Origin of the sequence: Micromonospora citrea, assembly GCF_900090315.1 — a bacterium.
GTDB classification, from domain to species: domain Bacteria; phylum Actinomycetota; class Actinomycetes; order Mycobacteriales; family Micromonosporaceae; genus Micromonospora; species Micromonospora citrea.
Window position 1 is genome coordinate 6,357,359 of sequence record NZ_FMHZ01000002.1, and the last position, 12,958, is coordinate 6,370,316.

The window sequence follows — 12,958 nt, forward strand, 5'->3', positions numbered from 1 at the left end:
GGCGCATCCGAGCGATCATGGCTGACCTGACCCTGGCGGAGAAGGTCGGCCAGATGTTCGTCCTGCAAGTGAACGGCGACACCGCCACCACCACGAATCCCACCGATGTGGCGGCCAACCAAGCCCTCTACGGCAGCGACGTCCGCAACGGCGCGGAACTGCTGGCGAAGTTTCACCCCGGCGGCATCATCTACTTCAACGCCACCAACAACCTGGGCCACCCGCAGCAGGTCGCGCTGCTCTCCAACGGGCTGCAGAAGGCGGCGTTGGCCGACCACGGCGTGCCGGTGCAGATCAGCACCGACCAGGAGGGCGGCTCCGTCTCCCGGATCCCACCGCCCTCGGCGGTGTCGCCGGGCAACATGGCGATCGGCGCGACGTTCGACCGTGACGTGTCGTACTCGACGGCCGCCTCGACCGGCAGGCAGCTGCGGGCGATGGGTATCAACATGGACCACGCCCCGGTGGTGGACGTCAACACCAACCCCCGTAACACGGCCGACGGGACACGTGCGTTCAGCGACCGGACCGAAACCGTCTCCGCGTTCGGAGCGGCCGCCGTCCGCGGATACCAGCACAACGGGGTGGCCGCCACGGCCAAGCACTTCCCCGGCCTGGGCAGCGCGGAGGCCAACCCGGACACCGGGGTGGCAGTCGTCACCGAAACCCGCGAAGAGATCCTGCGGACCGACATCCCCCCGTTCCGGGCAGCGATCGACGCTGGGGTGAAGTCCATCATGCCGACCGCGGTGATCGTTCCCGCCCTGGATCCCACCAGGACCCCCGCCGTCCTGTCCAAGCCCATCATCACCGGGCTGCTTCGCGACACGCTGCACTACGACGGCGTGATCGTCACCGACGCGCTGCGCGCGGACGCGCTCAAGGACATCCCGCAGGACCAGGTGATTCTCGGCGCCATCAACGCCGGCAACGACGAGTTGCTCCTGCCGGCGGATCCGCCGGCCGCCATCGCCACCGTGCTCGACGCCGTACGCGAAGGCACCATCAGCCGGCACCGTATCGACCAGTCCGTGTACCGGATCCTGCGTATGAAGGCCGAACTGGGGCTGTTCGACGACCCGTTCACGACCAGCGAGGCGGTCGACTCGACGGTGGGCACCCCGCGCGAGCAGCAGATCATGGCCGACGCCGCGCACCGCTCGATCACCCTGCTCCGCAACCAGGCCGGCGTGCTGCCGCTGCCGGCGAACTCCGGCCAACATGTGCTGGTCACCGGCTGGGGCTTCAATTCGGTCCCGTCCCTGGCCGACAAGCTGTCCGCCAAGGGCCTGGTCGCCACCCCGATGTGGACCGGATCGCCCGACCAGCAGACCATCCAACAGGTGGTGGCGGCGGCCGGCGCGAGCGACGTCACCGTGGTGCTCACCAACAACGCCTGGGGCGACGTGACCCAGCAGAACCTGGTCAAGGCGCTGCTCGCCGCGAAGGTGAAAGTGGTGACGGTCGCCGTCGGAGGTCCCTACGACATCGCCTACTTCCCGTCGGCCCCCACCTACCTCGCGGCGTACGGCTACCGCGACGTCTCCCTCGCTGCCCTGGCGAACACCCTGGTCGGCACCGAGCCGATCGGCCGCCTGCCGGTCACCATCCGTACGCCGGACGGTACGCAGGTCCTCTACCGGTACGGATCGGGCATGGGTTTCGGTGACGGAGCCCAGGCAACTGCCCCAGGAGGGTCGGCGTTCGCCGGTCAGCCGGAGCGGTGACGCCGGACGCGGTCCTGTGCTAGCCCCTGTTTCGTAGGGCTTCCGGGCGGTGCGGCGGGGCCCGGCGTGACGGTGACGACAGAGGTTGAGGTCTCCGGTAGATCGGGTAGCGACCAAGCTGAGGTTCCCCCCGGCAGCTTGGAGAATTCCGGTCGTGGTCTTGTAGGCCCTGCACAGGAGGTTCTCTGTGCCCGCCCCTGGCAGGTGTCCGGACGAGCTGGGCACCGAGGTCGAGGCCGAGGCGACTGATCTTGATGTGCCGGACTGCCGTTAGTATCGTCGGCGTGGCGACCCGGCTGGTGCAGATCAACATGAAGGCTCGGGATGACTCCGCGCTGGGCGGTTTCTGGGCGAAGGCGCTCGGCTGGGAACTCTCCAGCGAGGGCCCGGGCGTGACCAACCTCGAACCTGAGGGCTTCGTCTACCCCGACCCTGTCGCCGTCTGCGTCGACCTCATCGTCTCCCCGGAACCCAAGACGGTGAAGAACCGGGTGCACGTCGACCTCGCGACCACCTCGGCGGCGCATCAGGCGGAGGTGGTCGCGCGCCTGACCGAACTCGGCGCGACGCCCGCCGACGTGGGCCAGGGTGACGTGCCGTGGACCGTCATGGCCGACCCGGAGGGCAACGAGTTCTGTGTGCTCGACCCCCGACCGGAGCACCGGGACATCGGACCGATCGCCGCGGTGGTGGTCGACTGCGTGGATCCGCGAGCCATGGCCGAATTCTGGGGCAGGGCCACGGACTGGACCGTGCACCGGGTGACCGACCACGAGGCGGTGCTGCGCTCGGCCAGGGGCGTCGGCCCGTATCTGCGGTTCGTCCGCGCGTCGGAGCCGAAGACCGTGTGGAACCGTGTCCATCTCGACGTCCGTCCGTACCCCGGTGACGACCTGGAGGTCGAGGCTGCCAGGCTGCGGACTCTCGGCGCCGCCTCCGTCGACCTGGACCACGATGTCCCGTGGCGGGTCATGGCTGACCCGGAGGGCAACGAGTTCTGCCTCCTCACCCCGGCCTGACCCAAAGCCTCGTCGTCCGCTCACGACGGCCACGAGCCCGCTGGTCACGCTGTCCGGGGTGAGAGCCGATCCGACGCCGTCCGCGTGCGGCGGTGGAGTCGGCTCACGCGTTGTCGAGCACGAACGTCCGCATGAGTTCGGCGCACTCGGCCGCGTGCGTCTCCAGCAGGAGATGGCCGCCGTCGTAGATGTGTGCGTCCATGCGATCGAGGGCGCGGTGGTAGGCGAGAACCTCGTCGACGTCGAAGTACGGGTCGTGCCGTCCCCACAGCACGAGCGCCGGCGGCTGGTGGGCGCGATGGTATTCGGCGAGCTCGTCGAAGCGGGCGACGTGGTTGGCGTAGTCGGTGAACAGCGCGAACTGCGCGTCGATGTTGCCGGGCCGGCTCATGCGTTCCCAGTCGAGGTGCCACGACTCGGGGGCGTGCAGGGTGCGCAGGCGATCCGGCAGCCCGGCGAGGTACTGGTCGCGGGTGCCGGCGAAGTTCAGCCAGTCCGGCAGTTCGGCGCGCTTCTCGTCGGTCGGGTCGGCCCAGTACGCCCTGGCGCTGTCCCACTGCTCGCCGAGGCCGTCGTCGTGCGCGTTGCCGCTCTGGACGATGAGGCCGCGGATGCGGGTCGGCGCGCGGGTGGCCAGGTGGTATCCCACCGGTGCGCCGAAGTCGTGCAGGTAGACGAAGAAGCGCTCGACCCCGAGCTGGTCGAGGAGACCCTCGATCGTCCGTGAGAGGTTCTCGAACGTGTAGTCGTAGTCGCCGACGGTGGGCGACGAGGACATGCCGAAGCCGGGAAGGTCGGGCGCGATGACGTGCGCGACGTCGGCGAGCGTGGGCATGGTCTCGCGGAACGTGTGCGACGAGCTGGGGAACCCGTGCAGCAGCAGTACCGTCGGCTGGCCGGGGCGCCCGGCCTCGCGGAAGAACACGTCCAGGCCGCCGACGTCGGCCTGGCGGTGGCGGACCCTCTGGACGGCCTGCATGGTGTCCTCCTCTGGTTCCCCCTGACGGCGGTCACCCGCCGCTGTGGGCTATGAGATCGACGAGCGCCATGCCGGCGATCGCCGTGGCGGTCGCCACGACGGCGGTCGCGACCGCTGGTGCGCCGGGCAGTGGCGCGAGCGCCGCCGCGCCCACTCACCAGCCCATCGTGCCGGACCCGGACCGATGCGTCGGACCGTTTCGACACCGGTGTCCGGAACCGCCGCGGATCGAGCCTTGCGTCGCCCCGGTCAGCGTGCCCCGTGCGTCGGCCCGGTCAGCGTCCACCGGGTCGGCCGCGACGGGTCGTGCGGTCATGGCCGCCTGCGCCGAGCGCCTGGCCCTGTGCCGTCGCCGCTGTCGGCGCGACAGCCGTGCACGGTCTGGGCAGCGTCAGCTGGGCTGTGGCGGCCGGTGTCCGCCCAACGCGACGGCGGCGCCGGCGAGACATCCCACGAACGGCCAGCAGACCAAGCTGGGCAGTAGCCTGCTGCTGTGACGGTGCAGGGGTACAGCGCGGCCGGGATCCAGGTCGTCGAGTTCGACGAGTCCGTACGGACCCGACCCGTCATGTACTTCGGGGCTGAACGCGGTGACCCTGACCTGGCCACGCACGTTCTGTGTGCCGTGCTGGCGCACGGGCTCCACCCGGCTGCTCGGGTCGCTGCGGCGCACACCCCGCAGGTCAGGGCGGAGATAATCGGCGACCTCGCCTTCGTGGTGAGCGACGACCGAGCTGATGCCCTTGACCCGCTCGGCTCCGCCCGCCCGGGCTACCACGGCTCGCTCCTCGGTGCCGGCCGGTGGGTCAGCGCCGCGGCGGGCGCCGTGAGTTCGCGCACCGTGGTCGAGGTGTGGCGGGACGGGCGCGGCCTCCGCCAGGAACTGGCCGGCCTACGTCCGGTCGCGGTTCCCCAGGTCATCGACCCACCGGCAGGAGCAGGGACACGCGTGTCCTTCGAACTGGACGATGCCTATTTCGGGCAGGGCCACGCCATGGCCGGGGACCTGACATCGCTGGACCTGCACGGCCCGCACTGCAACGACCCAGCCGGGCCCGGGCAGGTCACCCTCGTCGACTTCCGGCACGAGGGCGACCCGATCGTGAACCGTTACCGATGACTCCACCGCGCCCGCACCTACGAGGGGCAGGACGAGCCTGATCGGGGCCTGTCAGGCCACGATCGAGAGTCTGCGAGCGGGGAACCGCAACCCACCGTCGCGGTGCTCCTACTGCCCCTCGGTCAGGGCCCCTCGCCCGGTCACACATGTCGAGGAAGCCTCCTGCCGAATCCGTCGTGTCGCTGCGAGATTCGTGAACGGGAGGCTTCCTCGCCGAGTTCGTCACGGTCCGAGGAGGGGCCGACCGATGTCGCAGCCGGCGAGCCGGCGGTGGCGTTGGCCGAGCCGACCCGGGGGCTGCCTGGCAGTTACTTGTCGTACCAGGTCCAGAGGTAATCGAGATGCATGACGTAGAACTGTTCCAGGTATCCCGCGGACGTGGCGTGCCTGCCTGCCTCGGCCCAGTCGAAGTTGCACTTGGCCCAGGTGCCGTAGCCGTGGTTGTTCCGGCAATAGCGGCTGCCGACGCCGTTGGAAGAGCTGACGAAGCCCATCGCAGCGTAGCCGTCGGCCTTGCCATCCCTGACGTAGACGTGGTCGCCGTAGTAGTCGATGCAGATCTGCGTGTACGCGTAAGCGAGGCTCGTCGTCATGCATTCGCCCTGCGGTAGCCCGACCACCACACCGGTCTGGCAACTCGCGTTGTCGGACGCGCAGGTCTTGTAGTAGTTGCCTTCCGCCATGGCTGCGGGCGGCAGGGCGAACACCGTGACCATGGTGGCCGCGAGCAGGACCGCGCCGCGCTTGAAGGTCCGGTTCAGCTTGTGACGCAGGCGATGGGTGAGGGTCTTCAAAAGGAGCGTCCATTCTGGAGCGATGAATCGCACCTTGCGATCCATGCCCTTTATACGCGTTCGTTCGCCGTGGCGTTGCCCCACGATCAGTTCGTGTGCCGCAAGTCCGGTCGCTCGCTCGGCGGTGTGAGGTCGGCTGCGAATCGCCGAGGCTCAGCCGGTGAGCGCTGCGAGGAAGTCGTCGACGAGCCGGGTCTGCGTCGCGGCCGGCAGCCGCTCGGGATCGAAGAGCGCCTGAACCACCAGCCCGTGGGTGAACGACAGGACCGTCGTCGCGAGCGCGGCCGGGTCGCCGTCGGGCAGCTCGCCCAGCCGTTGGGCGTCCTCGATGCAGGTGCGCAGGCCCGCCCGGATGCGTTCGTAGCGGAGGGTCTGGGCGGCGAACAGCTCCGGGTCGGACAGGGCGACGTCCCAGGAGCCGACCCAGATGCGGTTCATCGCGGCGGCGTCGGGAGTCAGCGGGAGGATGTTGAGGATCTGCGTGCGCAGCGCCGCGAGTCCGGGAGCGGGAGCGGCCCGGCGGGGGCGTTGCGCGGTGCGGACCTCGAGGATGTCCAGGGCGTGCGCGATCAGTTCGCGCTTGCCGGCGAAGTAGTGGGTGACCAGCCCGGTGGACGATCCCAGGGCCGCCGCCACGGCGCGCATGGTGAGGCCGCCGAAGCCGTGCTCGGCCAGGACCTGCCAGACGGCCTCGGAGACGTCCTGGCGGCGGGAGTCGTGGTCGGTACGTGCGGGGCTCATGGTCTGCTAGCGTACATGCCAAACGTTTGTTATGTACGGAGGTCGTGATGTTCGCGTTGCCCCTCGCCGAATCGGCCGTGCTGCGCCCGCTGGAGACGTGGCAGGCCGAGGAGTTCCTCGCCCACCTGGACCGGGCGCGCGAGCACATCGCGCCGTGGGTGTCGCCCTCGTTCGTCGCCCGGGACGTCGGCGAGGCTCGCGCGGTCCTGCGGCGATTCGCGGACAAGCGGGCCCAGGACGGCGGCGGCATCTGGGGCATCTGGCTCGACGACGTGCTGGTCGGGGGCGTCATGTTCGTCTCCTTCGACACGGCGCTGGGCGTCTGCGAAGCGGGCTGCTGGCTGGAGCCCGGCGCGCAGGGCCGCGGGCTGATCACGCGCGCCGCGGAACGGGTCATCGACTGGGCCGTCGAGGAGCGCGGCATCGCCCGCGTCGAGTGGCGCACCAAGTCGCGCAACGAGCGCAGCATCGCGGTCGCGCGGCGGCTGGGCATGAGCCGGGACGGGACGCTGCGTCAGGTCTATCCGGAGGCCGGGGGCGGCCGGATCGACCTCGAGATCTGGTCGGTGCTGGCCGACGAGTGGCGGGCCCGCCGGCCGGCCGGCCGAGCCGCTTCGGCGTCGGGGAGCACGACCGCCGGTGATGCGAAGGCCGAGATCGACGCTCTGATGGCCACCTTCCTGGGTGCGTTCGCCAACCCGGGCGGCAGCAGACCCGACGTCGAGGCGATCTACGAGGTGTTCATCCCCGAGGGGACGATCATCAAGAACGTCGGCGGAAGCCCCGTCGTCCACGACCTGCGCCAGTTCGTCGAGCCACGCGTGAAGATCCTCACCGACGGGACGCTGACCGAGTTCCGGGAGTGGGAGGAGTCGGAGACCACCGAGATCCACGGCTCGATCGCCCACCGGCTGAGCGAGTACCGCAAGTCCGGCTGTCTCGACGGCGAGTGGTTCGAGGGCCGGGGCGTCAAGACGACGCAGTTCGTCAAGACCCCGGCCGGCTGGAGGATGAGCGCGCTGGCCTGGGACGACGAGCCCGCCGTCGAGCCCGCCCGGCGGGGGAGCGGGGCCGGCTGAGATCAGAGCCAGCCGCGGCGGACGGCCACGACGCCGGCCTCGAACCGGGTCGTCGCCCCAGCCGCTCCGTCAGCAGGGCGATGCGGCACACGCTGCCCGCCGAGCCGACCAGCGTGGGAGCCGATGATCATGCCGAGCTACCGGCTCGGCCTGTCGGAGGACAACACCGCCCCTGCCGCCCGGCACCGGATCACGGTCGGCGCGCAGTCCGGGGCCGGCGTCACGACGAAGCTCGCCGGCGTGAAGATGTGGATCTCACCGGACGGCGGCCGGACCTGGAAGCCGGCGTCGGTGAAGGCCGGTCCGGGCCGCACCTTCCAGGTCACCTACCAGCGCGGAACAGGTCAGGGCCAGAGGGCCACCGGAAGCGAGGTCAGCTCGCCCGCAGGCAGAACTCGTTGCCGTCGGGATCGGCCAGCACGACGGTGTCGCCCGCGCCGGCGTCGAGCAGCGTCGCCCCGAGGGAGACCAGCCGGTCGACCTCCGTCTGCCGGTCGACATCGGGCGAGGCGAGGTCGAGACGCTGCGGGTTCCGCACCTCCTTCGGTGCCAGCGGCGGGCCGCCCCACGCGACCTTCGTGCCGCCGTGCGGTGACTGGATCGCGGTCTGCTGGTCCTGGTCCCACACCAGCGGCCAGCCCAGCACCGCACCCCAGAAGAGACCCACCTCCCGGGTGCCGTCGCAGGCGAGTTCGCCGAGGAGCCCGCACCCGGCGAGGAACGCGTTGCCCGGCTCGATCACGCAGAACTCGTTGCCCTCGGGGTCGGCCAGGACGACGTGCCCCTCCTCGGGGCGCTGCCCGACGTCGAGATGGCCGGCGCCGAGGCCCAGCGCCGACTCCACAGTGTGCCGCTGGTCGGCCTGGCTGGCACTGGTCAGGTGGAGGTGCATGCGGCGGTGGGGCCCCACCCCCTCCGCGGCGCCCGGGACGAACCGGAGGCCGAGCTGGCCCTCCTCGCCGGGCAGGAGCACACCGCCGGCGTCCTCGACGACCTCCCGATGCAGCATGGCGGCCCAGAACCGCGCGAGGCGGACCGGGTCGCGGGCGTCGAAGGTCACCGTCAGCAGCTGCGAGATCATCGCCTCACAGTAGGCACGGGCCGGCACGGCAACAACGCGATTAACCCGGGCATCACCACCGCCTCCGGGAGGTCGGGCGCCGCGCCGGGCGCCCGACCTCGGTGGCGCGAGCAGCGGCCGTGGCACCCGCCGCGAGGAGGGCGAAACCGGTCGACCTTCCTACCGTTCCCGCCCCTCGCCCATGGGCCCGTCGGCCACGGGCCCGCCGGCGGCCCGGCGCGCCCGGCGCCGCGCCGGGTCCTCGCGCGCCGCCACGCCCTGCCGGCCGCGCTCGACCGTCCGCACCGCCGGCCCGGCGGGTGAGCGGGCCGCCTCCCCGGTCTGCGTGACGAGATGCTCGGTCTCCTGGACGAGATAGTGCGGCCGGCGCTTGGTCTCGTAGTAGATCCGGCCGATGTATTCCCCGACGACGCCCAGGATCGTCATCTGGACGCCCCCGAGGCCGATCACGCTGACGATGATGGTGGTGTAGCCCGGAACGTCGATCCCCTTGCTGACCGCGTCCGCGACCACCCAGGCCATGTAGACCACGGCGATCAGCGTCAGGAACAGCCCGCCGTAGATCGCCAGGCGCAGCGGCCGGTTGTTGAACGACAGCAGCCCGTCGAACGCGTAGTTGAGGAGCTTGCCGAACGTCCACCTGCTGTGGCCCGCCTGCCGGGTCTCGTTGCGGTGCGCGACCACCACGGTGCGGAACCCGATCCAGGAGAACAGTCCCTTGGAGAAACGGTTGTACTCGGGCATCGCCAGCACCGCGTCCACCGCGAGCCGGGACAGCAACCGGAAGTCGCCGGCCCCGTCGAGCAGCCGGACGTCGACCCACCAGTTGACGAGCCGGTAGAAGGAGCGCGACGCCAGCATCCGCAGGAGCCGGTCGCCGCGCCGGTCCCGGCGGGCGACCACCTGGTCGAAACCCTGCCGATAGAGGGCCACCATGTCGGGCAGCAGGCGGGGTGGATGCTGGAGGTCGGCGTCCATGATGACGACCGCCTCCCCGGTGGCCCGTTCCAGGCCGGCCAGCATCGCCGCCTCCTTGCCGAAGTTCCGGCTCAGCGACGTGTACCGCACGGCGGGGTCGGTGGCGGCGAGCCGGCGCAGCGCCGCCAGGGTGCCGTCGGAGCTGCCGTCGTCGACGTACACCACCTCGATCTCGACGTCGGAGAGTTCCGCGACGGCGGCGGTCACCGCCGCGTGCAACCGCTCGACCGACGCCTCCTCGTTGAAGCAGGGCACGACCAGCGAGAGGAGCACCTCGCTCACCCCGTCCGATCCGCGCCTACGCGTCCCCGCCCGGTGCCACGGCGCCCCGCGCCGACCCGGTCAGAGGTGGTAGACCAGCACACCGTCGATGTCCTCCCGGGTGATGCCCAGCCCGGCGACGGGCCGGGACGAGATGCCCTCCCACGGCGTTCCGGCGGCCCAGCCCGGCAGGGCCACCACGGTCCGGACCCCGATGCCGCGCAGGTACGCCACGCTGGCCGCGTCGGGAAAGGCGGCCGTCGCGGCCCGGGTGCGGGCCTGGGTGGCGGGCTCGAACCCGGCCAGGCCGTTGGTCACCCGGGGAAATCCGTCGGTCGTCCACAGCATGAAGACCAGGTCGATCGCGCCGCCGGCGGGCAGCACCAGCATCGGCTCCCCGGCCGTACGCATCGCGGCCGGCGGCGGCGGCACCACCGGGTGCGGCGTCCGGTTGATCCCCTCCAGGGTCACCAGGGCCAGCGGCACCAGCAGGACCGCCGGCGCCAGCAGCCGGGACCAGCCCCGCGCCGACCACCGCCGTGCCTCGTCGGCGAGCGCCGTCACCGCGCCGGCCGCCAGCGTCGCGAGCAGCAGGCTCGTCCAGTGCATCATCCGGCCCGGCGTGCGCAGCGCGTCCCAGCCCGGCAGGTGCTTCGACAGCGTCAGGTAGCCCGGGTCGCCGTCGCCGCCGAGGGTGGCACCCAGGCCCAGCAGCACCGTGCCGAGCACGCCGAGCCCCAGGGCGGCGCGGCGCCGGACCGGGTACACCGAGGCGGCCAGCCCCGCCGCGGCCAACGCGAGCAGCACCATGCCGGGCAGCAGCGCCATCTCCGGCGGCCAGGACAGCTGTTCCCGCGCCGCCGCGTGCCGCTCGCCCCACAGCCAGGAGTCGGCCGGCGCGGTGGCGAACCCGGTCAGCGGCGGCGAGAACATCTCCGTCCAGGCCAGCGTCCGTTCGGCCTGCGGATTGAGGTCGACGACCCGCAGGTAGACCAGGCCCAGCGCCAGCGTCACCGCGCCGAACACGGCGCCACCGGCCAGATCCGCGAGCAGCAGCCGACGGCCGAACGGGGGCCGCCGCCCGCGTCGCCACCAGGACCAGCCGTAGCCGCCCGCGCCGACGAGCACCACGGCCAGCAGGAAGTAGACCAGCGGCAGCCCGATGCCGAAGCCGAGGCTGACCTGCCAGGCGGCGACGAGCCAGCCGGCCAGCGCCCAGCCCGGCCGGCGTCGCTCCGGCCGGTACCCGTGTCGCAGCGACCAGCCGTGACCACGGGCCAGCATCGCCAGACACAGCGCGATCCCACCGCTGGACAGGATGTTCAGGTGGCCCGCGTGCGCCAGCCGCCAGGGCGCGTACGCCCACGCCACCCCGGCGACGGCCGCGCCCCACCGGCCCGCCCCGAGCTGCCGCACCAGCGCGTACGCACCGACGAAGGCCAACGCGTGCACCAGGACGTACAGGACGTTGTAGCGGATCAGGGCGGCCTCGAAGCCCGCGCCGAGCATGCCCGCCGGGGCGTACCCGAGCAGGGTGTCGCTGTAGGCGTACGTGTACGTCTCGGGGAAGAACGTGTTGGAGTGCCAGAGGCCGAACGGGTCGTTGCGCACGGCGTGCCCGGCCCACGCGATCTGCCACGCCTGCAGTGTCGGGTCGCCGATGTCGCCGGGCACCGTGCTCGCCGGGTGCCGCAACGTCGGCCAGGTCAGCGCCACCGCCAGCAGGAGCCCACCGAGCACCGCCGCCGTCCACTCGTGCCGCAGCCACCGCCGTCGTCGCCACCCGTCGCGGGGTGCGGCGGCGGGAGCCGGGTCGCGGTCGGTCACGTCGGCGGGTGGTGGGGCGTCGGTCGACCCGGTGGTCATGAAGATAGATGATTCACGATGCCCGACACGGTGTCGACGTGCGCCCGGAATGTGGGCGGGCGTAGGCCGCTCGGCCCGCTCTGGCGAGCCGCTGCCACAGCTGGGCACCCACGAAGTCGCGCGTGCCACCCGGACAGGCCGGGCCCGGCGCGCGCGACAGGTCCGTCACGGCGTTCGGCTTCGTGGCGCGCGACAAGCGCGTCTGGCAGCGCGTCCGGTCAGCGTCCTGCCGTCCAGGTTGAGCGACACGAGACTGGTGAGGCGCCCCAGCGTCTCGGGCAACACGTCGAACGGATTGCCGTCGAGGGACAGACTCTCGAGGTTGGTCAGGTTTCCCAGCGTGTCCGGCAGCACGGTGAGCCGGTTGTCACTCAGGTCGAGCGCCACGAGAGCGGTCAGCTTTCCCACCGCGTCGGGCAACTCGGTGAGCTGGTTGCCGCCGAGCAACAGAAGGGTGAGGCCGGTCAGCTTCCCCAGTGTGCCCGGTAGTGCGCGAAGCTGGTTGCCGCCCAGGTCGAGCGTCACGAGGTTGGTCAGGTCTCCGAGCGCGTCCGGCAGCGCGGTGAGCTGGTTGCCGCTCAGGAAGAGCATGGTGAGACTGGTCAGGCTCCCCAACCCGGCCGGCACCGCCGTGAGCTCGTTGTCGCGTACGTCAAGCCGGGTGAGGGTGGTGGAATGCGCCAGTGCGTCCGGTAGCGCGGTGAGCTGGTTGCCGCCGAGGTCGAGGGTTTTGAGGTTTGTCAGGTTCCCCAGCGCGTCCGGCAGCGCGGTGAGCCGGTTGCCGGCCAGCAAGAGCTGTTCGAGGTCGGTCAGGTTCCCGAGCGCGTCCGGTAGTACGGCGAGCTCGTTGTCGCGTAGGTCAAGCTCGGTGAGGTTGGTCAGGCTTCCCAGTGCGTCCGGTAGCGCGGTGAGCTGGTTGCCGCCCAGGTCGAGGGTTTGCAGGTTGGTCAGGTTTCCCAGTGCGTCCGGCAGCACGGTGAGCCGATTGCCGCGCAGGTCGAGCCGCCTGAGCCTGGTCAGTCCGCCCACGGCTTCGGGGGCGGCGTCGAGCCCGAGCCAGCTCAGGTCCAACGTCCGGGCGCCGTTGCGACGCGCTTCCCGTACCCGTTCCGCGGCTTCGGAATTCACGCGCCCCCCCGGCCCGTCCACAGCATCTCGACCGGCTGCCCACGCCGGCAGCCAGCCGGACAACCCGTGACCCGATCATAGAAGACCAGCACTGCACGCCCGCCCGGGACGACCGTGGTCAGCAGTTGCCGGTGCTGGCGCGCGATCCGCGGTGGTGGGCGCAGCCGTCTGCCACGGGCGGCCCG

At 71.4% G+C, this 12,958-nt stretch carries 9 protein-coding genes and 2 pseudogenes; 4 read left to right on the plus strand and 7 right to left on the minus strand.

From position 1 onward, the window contains the following. Positions 1-17: 17 nt before the first annotated feature. Positions 18-1,727 (plus strand): glycoside hydrolase family 3 protein, encoded by a 1,710-nt coding sequence (locus GA0070606_RS28945; RefSeq protein ID WP_176737465.1) that lies wholly within the window; start codon positions 18-20, stop codon positions 1,725-1,727. 284 nt (positions 1,728-2,011) lie between these two features. Next, positions 2,012-2,746: a VOC family protein gene (locus GA0070606_RS28950; protein ID WP_091106375.1), complete on the plus strand. Its 735-nt coding sequence runs from the start codon at positions 2,012-2,014 to the stop codon at positions 2,744-2,746. Between the two features lie 103 nt (positions 2,747-2,849). On the opposite strand, the gene GA0070606_RS28955 is transcribed toward GA0070606_RS28950, so the two are convergent. Further along, positions 2,850-3,725 (minus strand): alpha/beta fold hydrolase, encoded by an 876-nt coding sequence (locus GA0070606_RS28955; RefSeq protein WP_091106376.1) that lies wholly within the window; start codon positions 3,723-3,725, stop codon positions 2,850-2,852. A 493-nt stretch (positions 3,726-4,218) separates the two neighbouring features. Between GA0070606_RS28955 and GA0070606_RS28960 the strand changes: the two genes are divergently transcribed. Then, positions 4,219-4,845, plus strand: coding sequence for an ATP-binding protein (locus GA0070606_RS28960; protein ID WP_091106377.1), 627 nt, complete (start codon positions 4,219-4,221; stop codon positions 4,843-4,845). 308 nt (positions 4,846-5,153) lie between these two features. Here the strand turns inward: GA0070606_RS28960 and GA0070606_RS28965 are convergent, their stop codons facing one another. Further along, positions 5,154-5,684: a hypothetical protein gene (locus tag GA0070606_RS28965; protein WP_141721874.1), complete on the minus strand. Its 531-nt coding sequence runs from the start codon at positions 5,682-5,684 to the stop codon at positions 5,154-5,156. Between the two features lie 108 nt (positions 5,685-5,792). Further along, a complete protein-coding gene (locus GA0070606_RS28970; protein WP_091106379.1) occupies positions 5,793-6,380 on the minus strand; it encodes a TetR/AcrR family transcriptional regulator in 588 nt (195 codons plus the stop codon). Positions 6,381-6,427: 47 nt separating this feature from the next. Between GA0070606_RS28970 and GA0070606_RS33595 the strand changes: the two are divergent. Further along, positions 6,428-6,976, plus strand: a pseudogene (locus GA0070606_RS33595) (GNAT family N-acetyltransferase); the annotation flags it as partial. An 856-nt stretch (positions 6,977-7,832) separates the two neighbouring features. Here the strand turns inward: GA0070606_RS33595 and GA0070606_RS28985 are convergent. The 4 genes and pseudogenes from GA0070606_RS28985 to GA0070606_RS29000 all read right to left on the minus strand — a co-directional run bounded on the left by GA0070606_RS28985 (position 7,833) and on the right by GA0070606_RS29000 (position 12,773). Continuing rightward, positions 7,833-8,540, minus strand: coding sequence for a VOC family protein (locus GA0070606_RS28985; protein ID WP_091106382.1), 708 nt, complete (start codon positions 8,538-8,540; stop codon positions 7,833-7,835). Positions 8,541-8,805: 265 nt separating this feature from the next. Next, a pseudogene (locus GA0070606_RS28990) lies at positions 8,806-9,800 on the minus strand (glycosyltransferase family 2 protein); the annotation flags it as partial. A gap of 60 nt (positions 9,801-9,860) precedes the next feature. After that, positions 9,861-11,645 carry a hypothetical protein gene (locus GA0070606_RS28995; RefSeq protein WP_091106384.1) on the minus strand — a complete coding sequence of 595 codons (1,785 nt, stop codon included), beginning with the start codon at positions 11,643-11,645 and terminating at the stop codon, positions 9,861-9,863. 165 nt (positions 11,646-11,810) lie between these two features. Beyond that, the gene (locus GA0070606_RS29000) at positions 11,811-12,773 is read right to left on the minus strand and encodes a leucine-rich repeat domain-containing protein (protein ID WP_176737466.1); all 963 of its coding nucleotides are present in this window, start codon (positions 12,771-12,773) and stop codon (positions 11,811-11,813) included. Positions 12,774-12,958: the final 185 nt, after the last annotated feature.